Source organism: Streptomyces sp. NPDC030820, assembly GCF_055572075.1.
On the sequence record NZ_JBVIEB010000016.1, the window covers coordinates 54,900 to 78,500 of the forward strand.

Annotated in this window: 18 protein-coding genes and 1 pseudogene; 9 read left to right on the forward strand and 10 right to left on the reverse strand. The window is 70.9% G+C overall.

What is annotated here, in order from left to right:
* Nucleotides 1-71: 71 nt before the first annotated feature.
* On the reverse strand, nucleotides 72-1,877 hold the full coding sequence (locus ACZ418_RS34985; protein WP_468371133.1) for a 3-hydroxyacyl-CoA dehydrogenase family protein: 1,806 nt from the start codon (nucleotides 1,875-1,877) through the stop codon (nucleotides 72-74).
* 392 nt (nucleotides 1,878-2,269) lie between these two features.
* On the opposite strand from ACZ418_RS34985, the gene ACZ418_RS34990 reads away from it, so the two are divergent.
* Nucleotides 2,270-2,854, forward strand: a complete 585-nt coding sequence (locus tag ACZ418_RS34990; protein ID WP_468371134.1) for an adenylosuccinate lyase — start codon at nucleotides 2,270-2,272, stop codon at nucleotides 2,852-2,854.
* Here ACZ418_RS34990 and ACZ418_RS34995 read toward each other — a convergent pair.
* From ACZ418_RS34995 to ACZ418_RS35010, 4 genes are all read right to left on the reverse strand, one after another.
* Nucleotides 2,826-3,356: a GNAT family N-acetyltransferase gene (locus tag ACZ418_RS34995; RefSeq protein ID WP_468371290.1), complete on the reverse strand. Its 531-nt coding sequence runs from the start codon at nucleotides 3,354-3,356 to the stop codon at nucleotides 2,826-2,828. The two genes, ACZ418_RS34990 and ACZ418_RS34995, sit on opposite strands and share 29 nt — an antisense overlap.
* Nucleotides 3,357-3,376: 20 nt before the next feature.
* Nucleotides 3,377-3,775: a RidA family protein gene (locus tag ACZ418_RS35000; protein WP_468371135.1), complete on the reverse strand. Its 399-nt coding sequence runs from the start codon at nucleotides 3,773-3,775 to the stop codon at nucleotides 3,377-3,379.
* 69 nt (nucleotides 3,776-3,844) lie between these two features.
* Nucleotides 3,845-5,398, reverse strand: coding sequence for an alpha/beta hydrolase (locus ACZ418_RS35005; protein ID WP_468371136.1), 1,554 nt, complete (start codon nucleotides 5,396-5,398; stop codon nucleotides 3,845-3,847).
* A 196-nt stretch (nucleotides 5,399-5,594) separates the two neighbouring features.
* Entirely contained in the window at nucleotides 5,595-6,635 is a 1,041-nt protein-coding gene (locus tag ACZ418_RS35010; protein WP_468371138.1) for an Rv2578c family radical SAM protein, read from the reverse strand.
* Nucleotides 6,636-6,795: 160 nt separating this feature from the next.
* Between ACZ418_RS35010 and ACZ418_RS35015 the strand changes: the two genes are divergently transcribed.
* The 7 genes from ACZ418_RS35015 to ACZ418_RS35045 all read left to right on the forward strand — a co-directional run bounded on the left by ACZ418_RS35015 (nucleotide 6,796) and on the right by ACZ418_RS35045 (nucleotide 17,742).
* Entirely contained in the window at nucleotides 6,796-7,239 is a 444-nt protein-coding gene (locus ACZ418_RS35015) for an SRPBCC family protein (RefSeq protein WP_468371139.1), read from the forward strand.
* Nucleotides 7,240-7,391: 152 nt separating this feature from the next.
* Nucleotides 7,392-9,788 carry an MFS transporter gene (locus ACZ418_RS35020; RefSeq protein WP_468371141.1) on the forward strand — a complete coding sequence of 799 codons (2,397 nt, stop codon included), beginning with the start codon at nucleotides 7,392-7,394 and terminating at the stop codon, nucleotides 9,786-9,788.
* 166 nt (nucleotides 9,789-9,954) lie between these two features.
* Nucleotides 9,955-12,408: an ATP-binding SpoIIE family protein phosphatase gene (locus ACZ418_RS35025; RefSeq protein WP_468371143.1), complete on the forward strand. Its 2,454-nt coding sequence runs from the start codon at nucleotides 9,955-9,957 to the stop codon at nucleotides 12,406-12,408.
* 145 nt (nucleotides 12,409-12,553) lie between these two features.
* A complete protein-coding gene (locus ACZ418_RS35030) occupies nucleotides 12,554-13,276 on the forward strand; it encodes a methyltransferase domain-containing protein (RefSeq protein ID WP_468371145.1) in 723 nt (240 codons plus the stop codon).
* A gap of 173 nt (nucleotides 13,277-13,449) precedes the next feature.
* A complete protein-coding gene (locus tag ACZ418_RS35035; protein WP_468371146.1) occupies nucleotides 13,450-15,048 on the forward strand; it encodes a glycosyltransferase family 2 protein in 1,599 nt (532 codons plus the stop codon).
* On the forward strand, nucleotides 15,045-16,061 hold the full coding sequence (locus ACZ418_RS35040) for a glycoside hydrolase family 26 protein (RefSeq protein WP_468371147.1): 1,017 nt from the start codon (nucleotides 15,045-15,047) through the stop codon (nucleotides 16,059-16,061). The genes ACZ418_RS35035 and ACZ418_RS35040 overlap by 4 nt, the downstream gene beginning before the upstream one ends.
* Nucleotides 16,062-16,074: 13 nt before the next feature.
* A complete protein-coding gene (locus tag ACZ418_RS35045; protein WP_468371149.1) occupies nucleotides 16,075-17,742 on the forward strand; it encodes an ArnT family glycosyltransferase in 1,668 nt (555 codons plus the stop codon).
* A 26-nt stretch (nucleotides 17,743-17,768) separates the two neighbouring features.
* On the opposite strand, the gene ACZ418_RS35050 is transcribed toward ACZ418_RS35045, so the two are convergent.
* From ACZ418_RS35050 to ACZ418_RS35070, 5 genes are all read right to left on the reverse strand, one after another.
* Nucleotides 17,769-18,695 carry an ABC transporter permease gene (locus ACZ418_RS35050; RefSeq protein WP_468371150.1) on the reverse strand — a complete coding sequence of 309 codons (927 nt, stop codon included), beginning with the start codon at nucleotides 18,693-18,695 and terminating at the stop codon, nucleotides 17,769-17,771.
* Nucleotides 18,682-19,479 (reverse strand): ABC transporter ATP-binding protein, encoded by a 798-nt coding sequence (locus ACZ418_RS35055; RefSeq protein ID WP_468371152.1) that lies wholly within the window; start codon nucleotides 19,477-19,479, stop codon nucleotides 18,682-18,684. The genes ACZ418_RS35050 and ACZ418_RS35055 overlap by 14 nt, the downstream gene beginning before the upstream one ends.
* A gap of 49 nt (nucleotides 19,480-19,528) precedes the next feature.
* Nucleotides 19,529-20,635 carry an aliphatic sulfonate ABC transporter substrate-binding protein gene (locus tag ACZ418_RS35060; RefSeq protein ID WP_468371153.1) on the reverse strand — a complete coding sequence of 369 codons (1,107 nt, stop codon included), beginning with the start codon at nucleotides 20,633-20,635 and terminating at the stop codon, nucleotides 19,529-19,531.
* Between the two features lie 329 nt (nucleotides 20,636-20,964).
* The gene (locus ACZ418_RS35065; RefSeq protein WP_468371154.1) at nucleotides 20,965-21,423 is read right to left on the reverse strand and encodes an RrF2 family transcriptional regulator; all 459 of its coding nucleotides are present in this window, start codon (nucleotides 21,421-21,423) and stop codon (nucleotides 20,965-20,967) included.
* A 90-nt stretch (nucleotides 21,424-21,513) separates the two neighbouring features.
* Nucleotides 21,514-22,743, reverse strand: a complete 1,230-nt coding sequence (locus tag ACZ418_RS35070; protein WP_468371156.1) for an acyl-CoA dehydrogenase family protein — start codon at nucleotides 22,741-22,743, stop codon at nucleotides 21,514-21,516.
* A gap of 651 nt (nucleotides 22,744-23,394) precedes the next feature.
* Between ACZ418_RS35070 and ACZ418_RS35075 the strand changes: the two are divergent.
* Nucleotides 23,395-23,577, forward strand: a pseudogene (locus ACZ418_RS35075) (ABC transporter substrate-binding protein); the annotation flags it as partial.
* Nucleotides 23,578-23,601: the final 24 nt, after the last annotated feature.

Here is a 23,601-nt window from a genome sequence, read left to right on the forward strand (position 1 = left end):
GCGGGGGAGCGTCCACCGGGCCGAGCAGTCCGCCCCAGTCCGTCTCCGCGCGTGACCAGTCGCCTGCGCCGTCAGCGGCGGGCATACTCGCGGAAGCCGCGGCCGGTCTTGCGGCCGAGGCAGCCCGCGGCGACCAGGTGCTCCAGCAGCGGGGCCGGGGCGAGGCCGGGGTCGCGGAACTCGCGGTGCAGGACCTTCTCGATGGCCAGCGAGACGTCCAGGCCGACCACGTCCAGCAGCTCGAACGGGCCCATCGGGTAGCCGCCGCCGAGCTTCATCGCCGCGTCGATGTCGTCCAGGGACGCGTAGTGCTCCTCGACCATCTTGATCGCGTTGTTCAGGTACGGGAACAGCAGCGCGTTCACGATGAAGCCGGCCCGGTCGCCGCAGTCCACCGCGTGCTTCCTGATCTTCGTGCAGACCTCGCGGACGGTGGCGTGGACGTCGTCCGCGGTCAGCACCGTCCGCACGACCTCGACCAGCTTCATCGCCGGCGCCGGGTTGAAGAAGTGCATGCCGATGACGTCCTGCGGACGCGAGGTGGCGCGCGCGCAGGCCACGACGGGCAGCGAGGAGGTGGTGGTGGCGAGGACCGCGCCGGGCTTGCAGACCTTGTCCAGCGTGGCGAACAGTTGCCGCTTGATCTCCAGGTCCTCGGCGATCGCCTCGACGGCCAGGTCGACCTCGGCGAAGGAGTCGTAGGACCCGGCCGGAGCGATCCGGTCCAGGATCTGCGCGGCGGCCTCGGCGGTCAGCCGGCCCTTGTCGACAGAGCGCGAAAGCGACTTGCCGATCCGAGCCTTGGCGGCCTGGGCCTTCTCCTCGCTGCGGGCGGCCAGCACGACGTCGTAGCCCGCCTTGGCGAACACCTCGGCGATGCCGGAGGCCATGGTGCCGGAGCCGGCGACGCCGACGGAGCGGACCTCGCGCCCCTGGGCCGCCGCGGCGTCCGCCGCCGGGGTCAGCGCGTCCGGCACGACCGTGGCGCTGCCCGGCGCCTCGTAGGTGTAGAAGCCGCGCCCGGACTTGCGGCCGGTCAGGCCCGCCTCGCTGAGCTGCTTCAGGATCGGGGCCGGGGCGTGCAGCCGGTCGCGGGACTCGACGTACATCGCCTCCAGGACCGTACGCGCGGTGTCGATGCCGATCAGGTCCAGCAGCGCCAGCGGCCCCATCGGCAGGCCGCAGCCGAGCCGCATCGCCGCGTCGATGTCCTCGCGGGAGGCGTAGCGCGCCTCGTACATCGCGGCGGCCTGGTTGAGGTAGCCGAAGAGCAGGCCGTCCGCGACGAAACCGGGGCGGTCGCCGACCGCGACGGGCTCCTTGCCCAGCTCGATCGCGAGGTCGGTGACGGCGGCGACGGCGCCCGGCGCGGTCAGCACCGAGGAGACGATCTCGACCAGCTTCATGGCCGGTGCCGGGTTGAAGAAGTGCAGGCCGAGCACCCGCTCGGGGCGGGCCGAGTCGGCGGCGAGGCGGGTGACGGACAGGGCGTTGGTGCCGGTCGCGAGGATCGTCTCCGGGCGGACGATGCCGTCCAGCTCACGGAAGATCTGGTGCTTGACCTCGTACGACTCCGGGGCCACCTCGATGACGAGGTCGGCGTCGGCCGCCGCCGCGAGGTCGGTGGCGGTGCGGACCCGGGCCAGGGCGTCGGCGCGCTCCTGCTCGGTGAGCCGGCCGCGCTCCACACAGCCGGCGGTGCGGGCCTCCAGGGCGGCGACGCACTTCGCCGCCTGGGCCTCGCTGATGTCGATGCCGATCACCTCGCGGCCCGCCTTGGCGAGGACCTCGGTGATGCCGGTGCCCATGGTGCCGAGGCCGACGACGGCGATCGTCTTGAGCGGGGACAGAGCTGAGTCGGAAAGGGGAGTGGCCATCGCGGGACTCCAGGAATGAGGGTGACGACGAGGAGCGCGCCGGGTGCGCCGAGGGGCGCACCACGAAGCGGAAAGGGATGCGGGTGTTGCCGGGCTGCTGAGCGCACACGCCCGGTGCTGCCGGGTGCCGCGGGCGATGCACACGCCCGCGAACGGCAAACGGCGGCGAATCCGACCGGCCCTGTCCCGGAGCCGGGTCGTACTGCGGTACGTCGTACCGAACCGACAACGCTCACAACGGCTGCGTCACCAAACCGTCGCCAGCGGAAGTGCGAGTGGGTAACTCGCTCGTCTGAGCTTAACCCGCCAGTAACGAGCGCGCCAGACCTGAGTCCGGCCGGACTTTGTGATGTAGCTCCCTCAGGCCTCGCCACCCGCCTACGCTGGACTTCGTGGACGAAGAGTTGCGATCGCTCACGGAGCGCTTACGGCAGGAGTCGCACGGCTCGGCGGCGTTCGAGCGGCTGCTGGCGACCGAGGACCACGACGAACTCGCGGAGGTGCTCACCGCGCCCGGACAGCCGCTGTGGGCCAGGGAGCTGGCCGCGTTCCGGCTCGGCCGGGCCGGCGACCGGCGCGCCTTCGAGTCCCTGGTGCTCCTCCTCAACCACCGTGACCCCCCGCGCTGTGCCTCCGCCGCCCATGCCCTCGCCCGCCTGGGCGACCCCCGCACCGCCCGCGCCGCGGCGGCCCTCGCCACCAACGAACTCCGCGTCGCCTATGCCCTGCACCCGGTACGGCTCCTGACCGACCTGCGCGCCCCGGAGTCCGTGCCCGCCCTGATCACCACCCTGGAACGCCGGCTGCACCCGCACGACCCCTACCACCGCGTCGCCCTCGCCTGCGTGGACGGCCTCGGCACCCTGGGCGACCCGCGCGCCCGCCGCGTACTGAAGGAGGCCCTGGCCCATCCGGCGCTCGCGGAGGCGGCGGTGCGGGCACTGGCCCTCATCCCGCAGCAGAAGGAGGCGAGGTGACGTCCGGCCGGCCGGGCAGCTCCCTGACGTACCGCACCTCGGGCACGGACACGCCGCCCGCCTCGAACGGCTCCTCGGCGCCGTCCGGCCGGAAACCGGCGCGCTCGTAGAAGCGGCGGGCCGGGGCGTTGCCGCGCACGACCCACAGATACATGCGCGGGTACGACGAGCACCGCTCGACCGTATCCGCAAGCAGGGCCCGGCCGATACCGGCGCCGAGGTGTGCGGGGTCGACGTAGACGGCGTACAACTCGGCGTCCCCGGTGCGCACTTCACCGTCCCGGTAGGGCCCGTACGCCGCCCAACCGAGGACCTTTCCCTCCTGCTCGGCGACCAGGTTCACCACGGAGCCGTCCCCCTGGGCGAACCAGGCCCGCCGCCGCTCGGCGTCCGCCTCGATGCTGAGCCCGTCCAGGTACGACTGCGGCATCAGTCCCCGATAGGCCTGCTGCCAGCCGCGGATGCGGATCTCGGAGACGCGGTCGCAGTCGGCGAGGGTCATCTCGCGGACAGTGGAAGAGGTCACTCGCCCACCACCGCCAGCGCCTCGATCTCCATCAGGAACTCCGGTGCCACCAGCGCGGCCACCTGGACCGCGGAGGACGCCGGGAGGCGGTCGTCGGGTATGTGGGCGGCGCGGGCCGCGCGGATGGCCGGGAGGTGGGCCGTGTCCGTGACGAAGTAGGTCAGCTTCACCACGTGTTCGAATCCGGCGCCCGCCGCGGCCAGACAGCGCCTGAGGTTCTCGAAGACCTGGCGGGCCTGGGCCGCGGGGTCGCCCTCGCCGACCAGCTTGCCGTTCTCGTCCAGGGCGAGCTGGCCGGAGACGGCGACGAAGCGGCCGGTCGCCGAGACGACGTGGCTGTACTGGGTCGCGGGGGCCACGCCGTCGGGGGCGGGGATGCGGGTCGGTTCAGGCATGGCTCCATGATGGAGCACGCCACATCCCCCCGACCGGTCGCGGAACCGTCCTGCCGGGGGACCCCGTACCTATCGGCGGAAGCCCAGCAGGCCGTGCAGGGCCGAGCCCCGCGACGACGTCGACGCCGCCTTCGCCACCAGTGGTTTCGGGTCGGGCGACTTCGGGCAGACCGCGTCGGCGACACCCGCGCCGCGCGGCACCCTGCCGTTCGTCAGATACGCGGCCAGGTACTTGTCCAGGCAGGCATTGCCGCTCAGCGTGATGCCGTGGTTGCCGCCGCCCTCCTCGACCACCAGGCTGGACCGGGCGAGCAGCCGGTGGACCGTGACACCGCCGGGGTACGGCGTGGCCGCGTCGTCCGTCGCCTGGAAGAGCAGCACCGGCGGCAGCCCGGCGTTGGCGATGTTCACCCGGGTGCGCCGCGCGGTCGGCCAGAACGCGCACGGCGCGTTGTACCAGGTGTTGCTCCAGGCCATGAAGGGCGCCTTGCCGTACACGCCCCAGGTGTCCGCGCGCCACCGGTTCCAGCTGCCGGGCCAGGAGCTGTCACGGCACTGCACCGCCGCGTAGACGCTGTAGCCGTTCTCCCCCGAGCTGCCCACGGCACCGAACCTCCGGTACGCCTCCACCAGCGGCCTGGTGTTCTTCTCGCGCGCGTACGCCGCGAACGCGTCGGCGAGGTAGGGCCAGTAACCGTCGTAGTAGCCGCCGGGGATGAAGGTGTCCTCCAACTCGGAGGCGCCCACCCTGCCGTCGGCCGGCTTCTTCGCCAGGGCCGCCCGCATCGCGTACCACTTGGCCTCGACCTTCTCGGGATCCTTGCCGAGGTGGTACCTGGAGTCGTACCGGGCGATCCAGGCCATCAGCGCGCGATGGCGGTCGTTGAACGCGTAGTCCTGGCCGAGGTTGTTCTCGTACCAGACGCCGAGCGGGTCGACGACCGAGTCCAGCACCAGGCGGCGGACCCGCTTCGGGTACAGCTTCGCGTAGACCGCGCCGAGGTAGGTGCCGTAGGAGTAGCCGAAGTAGCTGATCCGCGGTGCGCCGAGCGCCCGGCGGATGGAGTCCATGTCGCGTACGGCGCTGACGGTGTCGATGTACGGCAGCACATCGGCGTACTTGCGGCTGCAGGCGGCGGCGAAGGACCGGGCGCGTGCGAGGTTGGTCCGCTCCAGCGCGGCCGTGGCGGGCACGGTGTCCGGGCGCACCGTCCTGAAGTGGCCCGGCGCGCAGTTCAGGGCCGGGGTGCTGCGGCCCACCCCGCGCGGGTCGAAGCCGACGATGTCGTACTGCGCGGCCACGTTCCGGGGCAGTGCCGAGGCGACGAACGCGGCGAGGGTCAGTCCGCTGCCGCCGGGCCCGCCGGGGTTGACCAGCAGCGGTCCCTGGGAGGTCTGCGCGGTGTGCGGGACGCGGGAGAGGGCGAGCGTGATCTGCCGGCCGGACGGGTTCGCGTGGTCCAACGGCACCTTCAGGGAGGCGCACTGGAGCGTCGGAAAGTCGCCGGTGCCGCACTTCGTCCAGCTGAGGTGTGCCGACGGGGCGGCGTGCGCGGGAACGGCGGTGACCGAGCCCGCCAGCATGGCGGCGGCTGCGCACAGCACGGCTGCGCGTGTTCTCATGCGTCCTCCCGGGACGGAGGTGTCGGCGGACTGTAGGGGCCCACATCTTCCGCCGCATCGTCCCGGAATCGGCGCTCTGAAGAACGCGTTATAGGCAGAGATGACCCGATTGGGCCGATCGAAGCCCTCGAACGCCCTCACACGAGGCCGGGCAACGCCCTCGCATGAGCCCTCACATGACCACTCGCATGAGCCCTCACATGAGGGTGAGCTGGGTGGGTTCGGTCACGGCCGGCGGCTCGGCCGGCTGCTCACGGCGGATCCGTCGGGCCAGACCCGGGCGGGTGGGTCCGATGCCGTACTCCTGCGCCAGCTCGTGCACCTGACGGGTGATCCGGCGCTGGTACCACTTGGGCGCGTAGGCGCCCTCCGCGTACAGCCGCTCGTAGCGCCGCACCAGGTACGGATGGTGCTGTGCGAGCCACGCCATGAACCACTCCCGCGCGCCGGGCCGCAGATGCAGCACCAACGGGGTGACGGAGGTGGCCCCGGCCGCCGCGATCGCCCGTACCGTGGCCCGCAGCCGGTCCGGATGGTCGCTCAGGAACGGGATGACCGGCGCCATCAGCACCCCGCAGCCGATGCCGTGCTCACCCAGGGTGCGCACGACGTCCAGGCGGCGCTCCGGCGCGGGCGTGCCCGGCTCCACCGTGCGCCACAGCTCGGCGTCGAGGAAGCCGACGGAGACCGAGATGCCGATGTCCGTCGCCTCGGCCGCGCGCACCAGCAGGTCCAGGTCGCGCAGGATCAGGGTGCCCTTGGTGAGGATCGAGAACGGGTTGGCGTGCTCGGTCAGGGCGGAGATGATGCCCGGCATCAGGCGGTAGCGGCCCTCGGCGCGCTGGTAGCAGTCGACGTTCGTGCCCATCGCCACGTGATCGCCCTGCCAGCGGCGGGAGGCGAGCTGACGGCGCAGCACCTCGGGCGCGTTCACCTTGACGACGATCTGGGTGTCGAAGCCGATGCCGGTGTCGAGGTCCAGATAGCTGTGCGTCTTCCTCGCGAAACAGTAGACGCACGCATGCGTGCAGCCCCGGTACGGGTTGACGGTCCACTCGAACGGCATGCGCGAGGCGCCCGGCACCCGGTTGAGCACCGAGCGCGCCCGGACCTCGTGGAAGGTGATCCCGCGGAACTCGGGCACGTCGAAAGTGCGGGTGGTGACGGCGTCGGCGCCGAACAGCGCGGTCTCGGCCCGGCCGTGTTCGCCCTCGCTCGTGAGGTTCTCCCAGCGCATGACGCCTCCTCGCTAGCACTGCGCACACAATAGAACATGTGTTCCCATGATCGTGCTACCCCTGGTGAGGACGCTTGACGGCACCCCCCGATTTGGGTGGCCGGGCACCGGGGTGGTTGGCTTTCCCCAACCCCGAGAAACCAGGTCCTGGAGGAACGCAATGGCGCAGGTCGAGGCCACTACGGAGCGGGTCGTCGCGGCGGACGCGGAGAAGGTGTTCGACGCTCTCGCCGACTACCGCGGCACGCGGGAGAAGCTGCTGCCCGAGCACTTCAGCGAGTACGAGGTCCGCGAGGGCGGCGACGGCGAGGGCACCCTCGTCCACTGGAAGCTGCAGGCCACCAGCAAGCGGGTGCGCGACTGCCTCCTGGAGGTCAGTGAGCCCACCGACGGCGAGCTGGTCGAGAAGGACCGCAACTCCTCCATGGTCACCACCTGGCGCGTCACCCCCGCCGGCGAGGGGAAGTCCCGGGTCGTCGTCACCACCATCTGGAAGGGGGCCGGCGGCATCGGCGGCTTCTTCGAGAAGACCTTCGCGCCCAAGGGCCTCGGCCGGATCTACGACGCCGTGCTCGCCAGGCTCGCCGCCGAGGTCGAGAAGTAGCCCCAAGGCTCCACCGGTGGAGGGGTGTTGTGCCCCTTCACCGGTTCGAGTGGATCTCACCCTCGACCGGAACGATGCCGTAACTCACCGCAGTTGTTCACAGTTGACGCGTAACGCGGGAATTGTGACAGGTGTGGCGAGGGGAGCGGTACGTGGGCGGCACGACACTCGTGGAGCAGCAGCCGGTGGTGACACCGGCCCGGAAAGAGACCGCCACCGCGCCGCAGGCCCCCGCACCGGTCGCCGAAATCGGCGCGCGCCGCGTGCGGTTGGTGTTCTTCGGGCTGATGCTCGCCCTGCTCCTCGCCGCGCTCGACCAGATGATCGTCGCGACCGCGCTGCCCAAGATCGTCGGCGAACTGCACGGCCTGGACCGGATGTCCTGGGCGATCACCGCCTATCTGCTCACCTCCACCATCGGCCTGCCGCTGTACGGCAAGCTCGGCGACCTCTTCGGCCGCAAGGGCGTCTTCCAGTTCGCCATCGCCGTCTTCGTCCTCGGCTCCGCGCTCGCCGGCCGGGCGCAGTCGATGGACCAGCTGATCGCCTTCCGCGCGGTCCAGGGCGTCGGCGCGGGCGGGCTCATGATCGGTGTGCAGGCGATCATCGCCGACATCGTGCCGCCCCGGCAGCGCGGCCGTTACATGGGCCTGATCGGCGCCGCCTTCGGCCTCGCCTCCGTCGCCGGGCCGCTGCTCGGCGGCTACTTCACCGACCACCTCTCCTGGCGCTGGTGCTTCTACGTCAACGTCCCCTTCGGGCTGGTCACCCTCGCCGTCGTCACCCTCGTCCTGAAACTCCCCAAGCCGCACACCCGCGGCCGCCTCGACATCCTCGGCGCGCTGCTGCTCGCCGCCGCCTCCACCTGCCTGGTCCTGCTGACCAGCTGGGGCGGCACCGAGTACGCCTGGGGCTCCCGGCAGATCCTCGGCCTCGGCGCCGGCGCGTTCGCGTCCGTCGTCCTCTTCCTCGTCGCCGAGCGGTTCGCCGCCGAACCCCTCATCCCGCTCAGGCTGTTCCGCGACTCCGTCTTCAACGTCAGCGGCCTGGTGGGCCTCGTGATCGGCGTCGCCCTGTTCGGCGCCGCCAGCTATCTGCCGACCTTCCTGCAGATGGTCGACGGGGCCAGCGCCACCGAGTCCGGGCTGCTGATGCTGCCCATGATGGCCGGGATCGTCGGCGCCTCCATCATCGGCGGGCAGCTCATCAGCCACACCGGCCGCTACAAGGTCTTCCCCGTGCTCGGCGGCGCAGTCTCCGCCGTCGGGATGTGGCTGCTCTCCCGCCTCGAAGTGGACACGCCCCGGCTGCACTACAGCATCTGGATGGCCGTCCTCGGCGTCGGCATCGGCATGGTGATGCCCGTCCTCGTCCTCGCCGTGCAGAACTCCGTACGGCCCGCCGACCTCGGCACCGCCACCAGTGCCAACAACTACTTCCGGCAGATCGGCGGCAGCGTCGGCGCCGCGGTCTTCGGCACCCTCTTCGCGAACCGGCTCGCCTCCTCGCTGCACAGGGAGCTGCCCCCGCGCGCGGGGGCGGCGCTGCCCGACCCCGAGTCCATCACTCCGCAGCTCGTCCACGCGCTGCCCCCGGCGCTGCGCGACGCCTATATCCGCGCCTACGCCGACGCGATGCCCCGGATCTTCCTCTACCTCGTCCCGGTGCTCGCCCTCGGCCTGCTCATCGCCTTCTTCCTCAAGGAGAAACCCCTGGTGTCCCACCCCACCGCCGAAACCGAGCCCGAGACCGTGAACACCCCCATCCCGCATGCCCGTTCGTCCTACCCCGCCGGAATCCCCGTCTGCGGCACGGTCCAGCACCCCGACGGCACCGTGGTGCCCCGTGCGGCGCTCACCCTCATCGACGTCGCCGGGCAGCAGATCGGGCGCGGCGCGAGCGGCGAGGACGGACGGTACGCGCTCAGCACGCCGGGCTCCGGGTCGTACGTGCTGATCGCCGCCGCCGGCGGCCACCAGCCGCAGGCCGTCTCCGTCACCGTCGGCGAACGGCCCGTCGAACTCGATGTCGTCCTCGGCGGCGCCGGACGCCTCGCGGGCAGCGTGCTCACCGCCGACGGCAGCCCCGTGCGCGACGCCACCGTCACCCTCACCAACGTGCACGGCGAGGTCGTCGCCGCCACCCGCAGCGGCCGCGAGGGCGGCTATGTCATCACCGAGCTGGTCGCCGGCGAGTACACCCTGGCCGCCAGCGCCCCCGCCTTCCGCCCGGCCGCGCTCCCGGTCAGCGTGCAGGCCGCCCGGGAGACCCGGCAGGACGTCGAACTCGCGGGCGGCGCCGTGCTGAAGGGCACCGTCCGGGCGAGCGGCGGCCGGCCCGTGGAGGACGCGCGCGTGACGCTCCTCGACGCCGCAGGGAACGTCGTCGACACCCTCACGACCGGGGCGGACGGAACGTTCCGGTTCGTCGACCTCTCCTCCGGCGAGTACACCGTCATCGCCGCCGGTTACCCTCCGGTCGCCACCGTGCTGCAGGTCGCGGGCGGCGGCCGTACCGAGCGGGACCTGCAGCTGGGACACGAGGACTGAGCGAGGGCGCCGGAAGGGGCCGCCCGCAGGGCGCTGAGCTGCGCGCCGGTGCGATCCGGTGAAACCAATTCCAGGATTGCCACACATCGCGACCGGCCGCCGCCGTACCGTAGTAGCGGGGGCACAGATCGTTTGCGTACGCCGTGGGGAGAGAGGGTTCTGGGCCATGGACCGTGGCAGCGAGCGGGACACACCTCCCGGGCGCGGCGCCGGCGACGTGGGGGCGGGCCGGATTCCGCTGGCCGTGGTCGTCGTCGACCGCGACGGCCTGGTGTCCCACTGGAGCAGCGGCGCACGGCGCCTGTTCGGCGTCGGCAGGGAGGACGCCGTCGGGCGTGCCGCCGCCGATCTGCTGCCCGTCGCGGGTGCCCTCCCCGAGGACCTGCACGGCGACGCGCTGCCGGACGCCCGCGAGGAGTACGAAGGGCTCGGCCCCGATCTGGAGACGTCCCTCGGCGGGCACACCGCCTACGCCACGGCCGGCCGCGCCCGGCTCTTCCCGCACGAGCCGGCCTCCGAGGGCGAGCGGCTCGACGTGCTGTGGTGGGCCTATCCGCTGGTCGGCCCGGGCCCGTCCCGGCTGCTCGTGCTCGCAGCCGACGCCACCCGGCTGCGGGACGAACGCGGCTACGACGACGAGACCGCCGAACGCATCTCGCCCGGCTTCGCCCGCCACACCGAGTTGCCCGCCTCCGAGGAACTCGAACGCCGGCTGCCCGAGATCCTGCCCAACATGGGCCCGGGCCTGAGCGGCCGTATCGTCTCCCAGATGCTGGAACTGGGCTATCCGGTCCTGGAGTTCAGCCAGTTCGACCGGGTGCCCGTCACCCCGTACTGGGGCGTGCCCCGCCGTCCCGGACGGGGGCGCACCGAGGCCGCCGTGCCCCAGCAGCGGAGCACGCCGGCCGTCGTGGTCCCGCAAGGCGCCGAGCAGGACCTGGAGTACGCCGCCGTGCGCGAGCGGCTGGAGTTCCTCAACGAGGTCAGCTCCGCCATCGGCACCTCCCTCGACCTCGGCGAGACCATCCGCGAGGTCACCAGCGCCGCCGTACCCCGGTTCGCGGACTTCGCCGGCACCCATCTGCGCGCGGCCGTCCTCGCGGGCGAGGGCTTCCCGGACGGCCCGCCGGACGCGCAGACCGTGATGTTCCGGGTGTGGGTCGAGCACAACGACGAACCGGGCCGCTGGGACGACACCGTGCCCGTCGGCGAGGCCTTCGCCTTTCCCGAACACACCCCGTTCTACAAGTGCATGGTCACCGGCGAGCCGGTCCTCGTCCCCAGGGTCACCGAGCAGCTGAGCGAGCGCATCGCCGGCGAGTTCGAGAAGCGGGACCTCAGGCCGCTCATCGGCGGGCGCTCCCTGCTGATCGTGCCGCTCAAGGCCCGCAATGTCGTCCTGGGCTTCATGGTGCTGATGCGCCGCCCGGACCGCCCGGCCTTCGACGACATGGACCGCACCACCGGCGCCGAACTCGCCGCCCGCGCGGGCCTCGTGCTCGACAACGCCCGTATGTACACCTACCAGGAGAACGTCGCCGACACCCTGCAGGACAGCATGCTCCCGCAGGTCACCCCGCGGATGGCCGGCTGCGACATCGCCACCCGCTATCTGCCGGGCACCCGGCTCGGGCGGATCGGCGGCGACTGGTTCGACACCATCAAACTGCCCGGCTCGCGCACCGCCCTCGTGGTCGGCGACGTCATGGGCCACGGCCTCAACTCGGCCGCCATGATGGGCCAGTTGCGCACCGCCGTGCAGACCATGGCCACCATGGAGACCCCGCCCGCCCAGCTGTTGCGCAATCTCGACGACCTGGCCCGCCGGCTCGGCGACACCTACCTCGCCACCTGTCTGTACGCCGTCTACGACCCGATCCGCGGCGAACTCCACCTCGCCAACGCCGGACACATCCCGCCCGTGCTGGTCCGCGCCGAGGACGGCTCCAGTGAACTCCTCGACCTGCCCACCGGTGCCCCCATAGGCGTCGGCGGCGTGGCCTTCGAGGCCACCCGGGTCAGGGTCTCGCCCGGCGACCGGCTGGTGCTGTGCACCGACGGACTGGTCGAGGTGCGCGGCTCCGACATCGGCGAGGGACTCGCCGCGCTCTGCGAGTCCGCCGCGCATCCCGCGGCCTCCATGGACGACGCCTGCGACACCATCATCCGCGCCCTGAACACGCGCGGCGGCCGCAAGGACGACGTCGCCCTGCTCATGGCCCGGCTGAACGGCATCCCCGACGACCACGTCGCCGAATGGCGGCTGGACGCCGACCCGCGGGAGGTCGCCCGGGCCCGCCGCCTGGTCCGCGAGCGGCTCCTCGCGTGGGGTCTGCCGCAGGCCGTGGAGACCGCCGAGCTGCTGGTCAGCGAGGTCGTCACCAATGCCGTACGGCACGCCGTGAGCGAGCCGGTCGGGCTGCGCGTGGTCCGCACCGACGCCCTGCTGTTCGAGGTCACCGACGACGAACCCGGGCTGCCCGAGATGCTCGGCGCCGAGCCGTACGACGAGTCGGGCCGCGGTCTGCGCGTGGTCAGCCGGCTGGCCCGGGAGTGGGGCGCCAGCGGCAGCGGGCACCGCAAGACCGTCTGGTTCGAACAGGCCCTCGCCGGAAGGTGATGACAAGGGGGCGTGCGCTCCGCCGACGGGCGCCCCCGCAGGTTGTCCGAGGGCCGTACATCCGGTGAAGGCGGCCTTCAGCCCCTTGCCCCGCTCCAGGCCCTCGCGATATCCCGATCACGGAACCGAACCGTGGGGAGAACGCATGAACGTCTCGGACAAGTACCGCAACAACTGGGAGAGTTACTGGAGCGAGACCTCCGACGAGTCGGGCGACGCGATCTGGGACTGCGATCCCGCCCTGTCCGCCGAACCGCACAGCGCCCTCCTCCTGCCCCACGCGGACCCGGCGCGCACCATCGTCGACCTCGGCTGCGGCAACGGCACCCAGACCCGCTACCTCGCCACCCGGTTCACGCGCGCGGTCGGCGTCGACCTCTCGCACGCCGCCGTCGAACACGCCCGCCGGGCCACCCAGGACGAGACCGCGGAGTTCCAGCAGCTCGACCTCACCGACTCGGACGCCGTGCGCGCCCTGCACGAGCGGCTCGGCGACGTCAACGTCTACATGCGGGCCGTCATCCACCAGAGCGAGCCCGAGGCACGGCCCGCGGTCGCCGCCGCCGTCGCCGCTCTCATCGGCGCCGAGGGCCGCGCGTTCGTCGTCGAACTCACCTCCGGCTCCCGGGACGTGCTCAGGCGCGCCGCAACCCAGGACGGCGGCCCCGGGCCCAAGCTGCAGCGCGTCTTCCACCACGGGCTCAAGCCGGCCGACGCCGACGACACGGAGATCCCGCGCCTGCTCGGCCAGGCCGGTCTGAAGGTCCTCGCCGAGGGCGAGACCACCCTGCCGCAGACCGAGTACCTGGCCGACGGCACCCGCATCGACCTGCCGGCCCGCTGGTTCGTCCTCGCCGGGGGTCAGTAAAGGCCCTTTTGGGGCTTTCCGGGGTGCGTGGGACCGCCGTCCCGCGCACCCCGTCTCCGTCACCGGAGCGGGACGGTCCGAGTCTGGTGAAGCTGTGTGCATCGTGTGAACATCCTTCCTATAGCATTCCCCTCGCTCGATCACCCGTAGGTGTGCAAGGGGGGCCCTCAGCCGTGTCCGTTCGTACGGCGGAAGTACGCAGCCGAGGGCGGCGGCGTGCCCCGCGCTCGGGGAGTCCGCAGGCGGTTCCCGAAGGGCTGCTCCCCACTCCGCCCGACGAACGCGAGAAGTACAGCTACGTCAAGCGCCACACCTGGGTGCTGACGTCCAGCTCCTTCATCGGTTTCGTGTGCGTGCTGCTCAGCCAGGCCGACACCGCCCGGCACAGCGCCTGGATCTGGGTGTTCGCGCCCACCCTGCTGCTGGCCGTGGTCGGCTTCCTGATATCGATGCGTCTGGAGGCGTTCGCCCCCAGTTTCGACCTGAAGGCGCATCGCCGTATCGTGCGCGGCTGGCAGCCGGACCACTACCCGAGCGTCGACGTCTTCCTGCCCGTCTGCGGCGAGCCCATCGAGGTGCTTCACAACACCTGGCGGTATGTGCGCGTCCTCGCCGACACCTACCCGGGCGAGGTCGAGGTCCTCGTGCTGGACGACGGCGACAGCGCGGAAGCCGCCGCCATGGCCGCCGACTTCGGCTTCCGGCATCTGGTCCGCCCCAACCGGGGCTGGATGAAGAAGGCCGGCAATCTGCGGCACGGGTTCGAGAACTCCTCCGGCGAGGCCATCCTCATCCTCGACGCCGACTTCGTGCCGCGCTCCGACCTGCTGCACGAGCTGCTGCCGTACCTGGACGCCGACCCGCGCTGCGCCATCGTCCAGTCCCCGCAGTACTTCCGCGTCCTGGACCAGCAGAACTGGATCGAGCGCGGCGCCGGTGCCGTGCAGGAGCTGTTCTACCGCTCGGTGCAGGTCTCCCGGCAGCGCAGCGACGGCTCGATCTGCGTCGGCTCCTGCGCGGTCTACCGGCGCGCGGCCCTGGACGAGATCGGCGGCACCAGCCTCATCGAGCACTCCGAGGACATGCACACCGGCTTCGACCTGCGCGCCCGCGGCTGGGACCTGCACTATGTCCCGCTGGCGCTGTCCACCGGCATCTGCCCCGACACCATCGGCGCCTACTACAACCAGCAGTACCGCTGGTGCATGGCCTCGATGAGCATGCTCGGCAGCCTGCGCGACTTCTGGCAGGTGAAGATGCGCTTCGCCAGCCGCCTGTGCTACGTCTCCGGCTTCATCTACTACATCGAGACGGCCCTGCTCACCTTCACCACCCCGCTGATCGCGCTGACCCTGCTGATCCACTATCCCGACCAGCTCCAGGCGACCAACTACTGGATGGTCCTGCCCAGCGTGCTGTACCTGACCGTGGTCTACCCGCTGTGGCACCGCAACCCCTACCGGCTGGAGGCCTGGGCGACCCGCGTGATGTACGGATGGGCGCACGTCTTCGCCATCTGGGACGTCGTACGCCGCCGCCCCATGGGCTGGCAGCCCACCGGATCCAGCGGCGCGAAGAAGAACAAGACCCGCCGGTTCTGGGGCGGGATGTGGCTGTGGAGCGCGCCGACGGCCGTGCTGTGGCCGGCCCTCGCCGTGTGGCGGATGAGCGGCGCCCACCCGGAGAACTTCGCCCTGATGCTGGCCTCCGGCCTGTTCTACGCGGTCGCGGTCGCCCGGGTGCTGCTCCAGCCGAAGGAGGTGACCGCGTGACGGCCCCGCTCCGGATGTGGACGGTCCTGCTCGCCGCCGTCCTCTGCCTCGCCGGCTGCGCGAGCACCGGCCCGGCCCCCATCGGCGCCGGCGGGAACGGCGCCCAGCCCGCCGCGTCCGCGCCCGGCGGCGGTACGGCGTACGTCCCCGCGCAGCCCTACGACGTCACCCCGCTCCTGCACCCGAGGAACAAGTACTTCGGCGCCACCTTCGACGGCGTCCCCAAGGACCTGAGCCCCGTGCGGCGGTACGCCTCCCAGGTCGGCCGCACCCCGACCATGCTGGAGTACTACCTCGGCTGGGGCGACGAGCTGCAGACCGACCAGACCCGTGCCGTGTGGGAGAACGGCCAGCTGCCCTACATCGCCTGGGAGCCGCACAAGGCCACCCTCGGGCAGATCGCCGACGGCAGCCAGGACGCGTACATCAAGGGCACCGCCCACGCCCTGCGCGCCCTCAACGTGCCCGTCGCGATCAGCCTCGCGCACGAGATGAACGGCAACTGGTACCCATGGGGCTACAAGAAGGCCACTGCCGCCCAGTTCGTCAGGGCCTGGCGCCATGTGCACGACGTCTTCCAGGACGAGGGCGTCTCGACGGTCATCTGGGTCTGGAGCCCGAACATCATCAACCCCGTACCCCAGGTGGCCCTCAAGCCGTACTGGCCCGGCGACGGATACGTCGACTGGGTCGGCGTGGTCGGCTACTACGCCCGCACCGGTGCCCAGGACTTCGCCACCCTGTTCGGGCCCACCTTCCGGCAGATCCGGACCTTCACCCGGCGCCCCTTCCTGCTCGCCGAGACCGGTGCCCAGCCCAATCCGCGCAAGAGCACGCAGATCACCGAGCTGCTGAAGACCGTCGCCGCCCGCACGGACGTCGTGGGCTTCATCTGGTTCGACCTGAACAAGGAGACGGACTGGCGGGTCGACAGCAGCCCCGAGACGCTCACCGCGTTCAGACAGGCCGCCCGGAACCCCCGTTACGACCTCGACCTCGCCGCCCTGAAGTAGACGAGACACGCCGATGAGCCACACGCACCCCCCGGTGCACGAGGAGACCCTGCAGCTGCGGGTTCTGCCGCCGCCACCGCCGGAGGCCGACCCCGGCTTCTCCTTCGTCGAACAGCCGCTGCCGGGCTGGACGCTGCCACCGCCCGCCCTGATGGGCTGGGCCGCCGACACCGGCCGGCGCCGCCGCATGGTCGCCCTCGCCATGCTCGCCGCCATCCTGGTCGTCCAGGCCGCCCTGTCGCTGCGCCTCACCAACTCCGCCTTCGAGGACGAGGCGCTGTACATCTGGGCCGGGCACGCGGAGATCGGCAGCCTCTTCTACGGAGCGCCGAACTACGGCGGCTTCGGCAGCTACTTCTCCGGCGCGCCCGTGCTGTACCCGGTGCTCGCCGCCGCCGTGGACTCCGTGCTCGGCCTCGCCGGGGTGCGCGCGCTCAGCCTGCTGTTCATGCTGACGGCCACCGCCTGCCTGTACGGGCTCACCCGCCGGCTGTTCAACGAGCGTGCCGGACTGTGCGCGAGCGCCCTGTTCGCCGTCTCCATGCCGACGCTGTTCCTCGGCCACTTCGCCACCTACGACGCGATGGCGGTCTGCCTGCTGGCCCTGACCGCCTGGCTGCTGGTGGTGATCGCGCCCCGGCACTGGGCGTGGGCCGCGGCCGTCGCCCCGGTTGCCGCGCTCGCCGTCGGCGTGAAGTACGCCTCCGCGCTGTTCCTGCCCACCCTGGTGCTGCTGTACGTGCTCGCCGCCTACCGGCACCACTTCATGCGCCGGGCCCTGCTGCGCGGCGCGCTGTTCAGCGCGGCCACCCTCGCCCTGCTCGGCGGTGGGCTGGTGGCCGGCGGCTACCTGTCGGCGATCCAGAGCACCACCACCGCCCGCGCCCACGGCGACACCCCCGCCTGGCAGATCCTGCAGGACTCCACGCGCTGGGCGGGGCTGCTGGTCGCCGTCGCCCTGGTCGGCACGGTCACCTACGCCCGTACCGCCCGGCTCGCCGAGATACCCGGCTGGCGCCGGGCCGTGCCGGGCCGCCGCTGGCGCACCTGCCTGGGCGTGCTGCTCACCGGCACCGCGCTGCTCGCGCCCGCCTACCAGATCCATCTGCAGACCGAGACCTCCCTGCAGAAGCACATCGGCTTCGGCCTGTTCTTCGCCGCGCCGATGGCGGGCGTCGGCGTGACCCGGCTGATGGGGGCCCACTTCAAGTTCCCCCAGTGGGCCATCGCGATCGGCGTGTTCGCCCTCACCCTGGGCCTGTCCCAGTCCGCGTCCTCCTTCGGCGACTGGCCCGACACCCGCTATCTGATCCCGCAGCTCTCCTACACGGTGCGCCCCGGCCAGCACTGGCTGGGCGATCCGAAGGAGGGCCCGGTGTACTACCTCAGCCGCGAGCGCAAGACGCACTACCAGGACTGGCTGTCCTTCTTCTTCATCGACTACAGGACCAAGGACGGCCGCCATCTGACGGGCGTCCCCGGCTATCGTGCGGCCGTCCGCGAGGGCTACTTCGACGGCGTGGTGCTGGACTACTCCGGCGGCCTCGCCCCGGCCGAGGAAGCCGTCCGCCAGGAGATGCGCATCACCGGCCGCTACCGCCTCACCAGCTCGCTGCCGTACCGCACGTCCACGGGCGCCGGGCACTTCGAGATCTGGGTCCGGCAGAAGACCGGCGGATAACGGGCCGCCGGCGTCGTCGGGGTCGTTCAGCGGGTGACCAGCAGGCCCCGGCTGCGCAGCACCCGCCGTTCCAGCGGGCTGAAGATCAGCAGGTCGATGGCTATACCGACGAGCAGGATCAGGAAGATGGCCAGGAACACCTGCGACATGCTGGAGTTGTTCCGCCCGTTCTCCAGCAACTGGCCGAGTCCGACGCCCAGATCGGGCGAGGAGGCGATGATCTCGGCGGCCATCAGCGACCGCCAGGAGAAGGCCCAGCCCTGCTTCAGCCCGGCGAGATAACCGGGCAGCGCCCCCGGCATCACAATGTGCCAGGCTCCGCGCAGCCCTGTGGCGCCCAGTGTGCGGCCGGCCCGCAGGAACAGCGGCGGGATCTGGTCGATGCCCGCGACCAGGCCGTTCGCGATCGACGGGACCGCGCCGAGCAGGATCACGGCGTACATCATCGAGTCGTTGAGGCCCAGCCAGATCACGGCCGGCGGTACCCAGGCCACCGACGGCAGCGACTGCAGGCCGGACAGGATGGGGCCGATCGCCGCCCGCACGAACCTCACCCGGGCGACCAGCAGGCCGAGCGGCGTACCGATGGCGAGCGCCATCAGGAAGCCGAGCAGGCCGCGCGAGACGCTGGTCCAGATGTAGCCGAGCAGCGTGCCCTGGAGCCAGGCATCGCGTACCTCGCCCCACACGGCGGACGGCGAGGGCAGCTTGTAGTCGGGGGCGAACTCGGCCCACACCAGCAGCTGCCAGACCACCAGCACCAGTGCGACGGCGGTGACGGGTGGCAGCACCTTGCGGATCAGGGTCTCGCGCAGCGGCGTACGACCGGTTTGCGCCGAGTCCAGTGCGTCGAGCCCGGCCTCCAGCCCGGTCAGATCGTGCGGGTCCTGGGGCTCTTCGGCGGCCGGGGAACCGTCCTTCTCGATGTCGGCGCCGGTGTCAGTGCTGGCCATGGCGGCGGATCTCCCCACGCAGTTCTTCGGTGATCTCGACGGACAGCTCGGCGACCTCACTGTCCTCGATGCGACGCGGCTGCGGAATGCCCACCGTCCACTCCCTGGCGATCCGGCCCGGCCGTGAGGACAGCAGGACCACTCGCTGCGCCAGCTTCACCGCCTCGCGCACGTTGTGGGTCACGAACAGCACCGCCAGTCCCGTCTCGCGCCAGATGCGGGTCAGCTCCTCGTGCAGTACGTCACGGGTGATCGCGTCCAGCGCGGCGAACGGTTCGTCCATCAGCAGCAGTCGGCTGTCCTGGGCCAGCGCACGGGCCAGCGCGACGCGTTGGCGCATACCGCCCGACAGTTCGTGCACCCGCTTGCCGTGTGCGCCCTGCAGCCGTACGAGTTCGAGCAGCCGTTCCGCCTCCCGTCGGCGCTCCGGCTTGGCGATGCCGCGCAGCTTCAGCGCGAGCTCGATGTTCTTGCCCGCGGTCAGCCACGGGAACAGCGCGTGCTCCTGGAACATCAGGGCGGGCCGGCCGTGCGTGTCGATCGAGCCGGCGGACGGCCGGTCCAGTCCCGCGACCAGGTTGAGCAGGGTGGACTTGCCGCAGCCGGAGGCCCCCAGGAGTGTGACGAACTCGCCCGGTGCGACATCGAGCGTGATGTCGTCCAGCACGAGCTGGTGTCCGCCGGGCGTGCCGGGCGCGGGGAAGGACTTCGAGACATGCTCGATACGTGCGGCGTGCGTCACCGCCGTGGCGTCCGCGGCAGCCTCGGTGAACGTGGTGGCCATGGTCGTCACCTCCTGGGGTCTCATCGGGTCCGGTTGACGGCCAACTCGGCTACTCGGCGCCGAGACCGGCGTCGTCGACCTCGTTCTTGCCCTCGGCCTTGAGGACCTTGTTGAGCGGTGCGAGGTCGTAGATGCCCTTCAGATCGGGCTTGTCCAGCAGGCCGGCCTTGACCGCGTGCTCCGCCTCGGTGTTGAGGGTGGAGGCCAGCGGGTCGTCGAGGAAGGTGATGGACTTCCAGGCCGGGTCGATGACATCGGCGGGCAGCGCCTTGCCCGACAGCTTCTCCAGCGCCTTGTTGGCGGACGCCTTCGCCTTGTCCGGGTTGGCGTTGATCCACGCGTTGGTCTTCACGGAGCCGCGCAGCACGGCCTCGACGACGTCCGGGTGTTCCTTCAGGAAGGCCTGCCGCACGATGATGTTGGTGATCACGAACTTCTTGTCCGGCCACAGCGTCGACTCGTCCAGCAGCACCTTGCCGCCCTCGGCGACCAGCTTGGAGGCGGTCGGCTCCGGTACCCAGGCGCCGTCGACGGAACCGGACTTGTAGGCGTCCGGGGTGATCTTGTTGTCGGTACGGACGACGGAGACGTCGCCCTTGCCGCTCTGTGCGTCGATCTTCCAGCCCTGGTCGGCGGCCCAGTTGAGGAACGCCACGTCCTGCGTGTTGCCGAGCTGAGGCGTGGCGATCTTCTTGCCCTTGACGTCCGCCAGCGTCTTGATCTTCTTCGGGTTGACGACCAGCTTCACGCCGCCGGAGGCGGAACCGCCGATGATGCGCAGGTTCTTGCCGTTGGACTTGGTGTAGCCGTTGATCGCCGGGGAGGGGCCGATCCAGCCGATGTCGATGGAGCCGGCGTTCAGCGCCTCGATCTCGGAGGGGCCGGCGTTGAAGGTGGACGTCTCGACCCTGGTGCCGCCGAGCTCCTTCTGGAACAGGCCCTCCTGGACGCCCACCAGAGCGGTGGCGTGCGTGAGGTTGGGGAAGTAGCCGATCTTCACTGCGTCGGCGGAGAGCTTCTTGGCGCCGGCCGCGACCGCGGTCTGCTTGCCGTCGTCGGTGGACTTGGAGCCGTAGCCGCACGCGGTGAGGAGGAGGGGGAGTGCGGCTATGACGGCTATGGAGCGCAGGGTGGTGAGCGGTCTTGCGGCAGACACGGAGGTGTCCTTTCAGGGGCTGGGTGATCAGGGAGGTACGACGATGCGAGAAGCAGTGCTCATGCGGAGACGCGAGGTTCCGTGGCGTCAGAGGGGACGACAGATGGCACTGGACGTACGGCCGAGGTCGATGTGGCGACGCAAGGTCAGAAGGGGCAGCATCGCGCCCGTGCGGCCGAGCCTTCTCATGGCCACCCCCCATAGATCCCTAGTTTTCCTACCTGGCTGATAGGGATCGTGGCAGAAGGCGGCGCTCATCCCAAGGGGGTGTTCGAATGATGGACGACGCCATCTCGCTTTATGGGATCGGCTGTGCAGTGCCCGGCATGTCAGGGGTTTACCCAGGCGCCCGGGGAGTTGGTCAACGCCGATACCCCGGCAGGAAGTTGGGCCGATGCGACATCGGCGAGGGACACGCCCTCGAGGATCTCGCGCACGTTGGACCGCAGGGCGATCCACAAGGGGAGGAGTGACTCGGCGGGGCCGGTGTAGGACAGCTCCGGGGGGCGGACCCCGCGCACCGAGACCAGTGGTCCGTCCACGGTGCGTATGACGTCGGCGATGCTGATGGACTGGGCGGGCCTGGCCAGCCGGTAGCCGCCGTTGCCGCCGCGCTGGCTGAGGACGAGACCGCCTCGGCGCATGTCATTCAAGATGCTTTCGAGGAATTTGTGCGGGATGTCCTGGGCAGAGGCGATGGTCTCGGCCTTCAGCGGCCCGTCATCCCGTGATGCGGCGAGCTGCAGCGCGGCACGTACCGCGTAGTCCGCCCTGGCTGAGATCCGCATGTGCGCATTATTCCGTACTGCTCCGGCCGGGTGTCCGCTGCCCGGCGCATGCGCCTTTCGTCGCTGATCCGGCGCTCCAGGGCCTCTCGGTCAGACAGGGAGGACGAAGGGAGGGTGCGCACCGTTGAGGAAGTAGTCCCCGACGTCGCGGAGTCGGTGGGCGACGGGCTCGTACAAGGTGTGGGTCCGCGCATTGCGCCAGAAGCGGTCGAAGCCCAGCCGCGAGGACGCGGAGCGGGCGCCGATGATGTCGAGGGCGCGGGCGGTGGACTCCTGCGCCGCCCTGGAAGCGGCGGCTTCCGCCATGGTTACGAGGACCGAGATGTCCGCGTACTCGTCGTAGGTGACGTCTTCGCCCCGTGCCAGCCCGCCGTGCACGGCTTTGAGTGCTTGCTCGGTGAGTGCGGAGGCTGAGCGGGTGAGGACGGTGAGTTCTCCGTAGGCGGTCAGCACCTGTGGGTCCTGGTGAGAGCCGGCCGGCCAGGCGGGATGCCAGGCTGAGTGGCCCGCCCTGCTGTACTCACGGGCCTCGGCGAGCACTCCCTCGGCCATGCCGAGAAGGACCTGGACGGAGACGAGGCGTCCGACCGGCGATGTGAGAGCAGCCAGGGGTGACAGGACGTCCTCGTCCGCGGACAGGGAACCGAGTACGTCGTCGGCGGCGACCGGCACGGCGTCGAACTCCACGGTGCCGCCGGCCGCGAGCCGCTGGCCGAAGGTACCGGCGTCGCCATCGATCCGCACGCCGCGATGGGCGGGATCGACGACGACGGCGAATGGTTCGCCATTGTCGGCCCGTGCGGCCCGCACGGCGAGGCGGTCGGCGACCAGGACCCCCGTGGCGTAGCTCTGGCGGCCGTCGAGCACATAGCCACTGGCCTTCCTGGCCAGCGTCGGAGGCAGTTCCTGACGGGCGAAACCACCACCCCAGCACCAGTCCTCCGCCGCCGACCGGTGCTCGACCTGGGCGGCGCGAGCGGGCTCGGTGAAGAACCGGGTGCTCCACGACAGGAAGTAGTGACAGCCGAGCAGTTGGCCGATCGCGCCGTCGGCGGTGGCGATCTCCCGGACGACGGCGTAGGCCGTGGGCCAGTCCGAGCCACCTCCCCCGAGCTCGGCCGGTACGAGGAGCGTCAGCAGTCCTGCCTCACGCAGCCGCGACACCTCGTCGAACGGGGCCTTGCCTGCCTGTTCCCTGGCCGTCGCGTCCGTGGCCAGGTCGTCCGCCGTCTCACGGGCCACGCGCAGCCAGTGCGCACGGCCGGGCCCGGTCAAGTCGGATTCCGCTGCGGGTCCGGACGGCGCAGTGGCAACGCCCATGGCGGTGGTCTCCTCAAGGTCGGTGGCAAGGCGCGGTGGTGGGGCGCTCCTGCAAATGACGCCGCCTCCCGTTCACCTGGGACGAGAGAGAAGGAGCGGAGTGGCACGCGCAGTCGTTGCTGCGTGTGGGACATGTGCATCATCCTGCGCACCCGTTGGCCGGACCGTCAATGCTTTCCTAGTAAATCGATAGGAAATGTAGGGAAGGCAACACCGTAGGCGGGCTCACCGGCAGAGGCGTTGGTGGCAGCGTCCGTCCGGCATCCGGGCCGTAGTTGACGAGAAGCGAGATGTACCGCTCAATTGGTCGCATGAATGCCGAGCAGCGCCTGGTCACCCGTGACCACTTCGACTTCGGGCGCGTTTGGTCCGCCGCGTGTTGCGCCTGACGCGGCAGCGGGCCCTATGACCGGCCCTTCCCTCCCTCGGTGACCCCGTTGCGGGCCGAGTCCCCGCCTTCGTCGCATCGTCGTGCGCATGCGCTGACACGTGTTCACGCGCGCTGAATCCGCGTATGAACGGTCCTGCGGGACCTGAGACTCGCTGCCGCCGCCCCACCTCGCCCGAGGCCCACGCCCCGGCGTGTACTTGAGGAAAGGCCATCTCCCATGCCAGTGGAGTTCCTTGGCATCGCCGCCACCAACGACGGCCCAGGGCCTCATCGCCGCCACCACCAAGAAGGACAGCGGCCTGGTCAAGCCACTCGCCGACGCGCTCGACGAGATCATTCACAACGGCACTTATGCCAAGGTGCTCAAGCGCTGGGGCCTGTCCGACGAGGCCGTGCCGAAGTCGGAGATCAATCCGCCCGGCCTGCCCAAGACCAACAAGTAGCCGTCGCAGGGACACGGGGCCGCA

Coding starts and splice junctions, on each gene's coding strand:
- ACZ418_RS35030 (WP_468371145.1), top strand. CDS start 12,554: ATGAACGTCTCGGACAAGTACCGCAACAACTGGGAGAGTTACTGGAGC.
- ACZ418_RS35050 (WP_468371150.1), bottom strand. CDS start 18,695: ATGGCCAGCACTGACACCGGCGCCGACATCGAGAAGGACGGTTCCCCG.
- ACZ418_RS35045 (WP_468371149.1), top strand. CDS start 16,075: ATGAGCCACACGCACCCCCCGGTGCACGAGGAGACCCTGCAGCTGCGG.
- ACZ418_RS35065 (WP_468371154.1), bottom strand. CDS start 21,423: ATGCGGATCTCAGCCAGGGCGGACTACGCGGTACGTGCCGCGCTGCAG.
- ACZ418_RS35070 (WP_468371156.1), bottom strand. CDS start 22,743: ATGGGCGTTGCCACTGCGCCGTCCGGACCCGCAGCGGAATCCGACTTG.
- ACZ418_RS35025 (WP_468371143.1), top strand. CDS start 9,955: ATGGACCGTGGCAGCGAGCGGGACACACCTCCCGGGCGCGGCGCCGGC.
- ACZ418_RS35000 (WP_468371135.1), bottom strand. CDS start 3,775: ATGCCTGAACCGACCCGCATCCCCGCCCCCGACGGCGTGGCCCCCGCG.
- ACZ418_RS34985 (WP_468371133.1), bottom strand. CDS start 1,877: ATGGCCACTCCCCTTTCCGACTCAGCTCTGTCCCCGCTCAAGACGATC.
- ACZ418_RS35055 (WP_468371152.1), bottom strand. CDS start 19,479: ATGGCCACCACGTTCACCGAGGCTGCCGCGGACGCCACGGCGGTGACG.
- ACZ418_RS35015 (WP_468371139.1), top strand. CDS start 6,796: ATGGCGCAGGTCGAGGCCACTACGGAGCGGGTCGTCGCGGCGGACGCG.
- ACZ418_RS35010 (WP_468371138.1), bottom strand. CDS start 6,635: ATGCGCTGGGAGAACCTCACGAGCGAGGGCGAACACGGCCGGGCCGAG.
- ACZ418_RS35005 (WP_468371136.1), bottom strand. CDS start 5,398: ATGAGAACACGCGCAGCCGTGCTGTGCGCAGCCGCCGCCATGCTGGCG.
- ACZ418_RS34995 (WP_468371290.1), bottom strand. CDS start 3,356: ATGACCCTCGCCGACTGCGACCGCGTCTCCGAGATCCGCATCCGCGGC.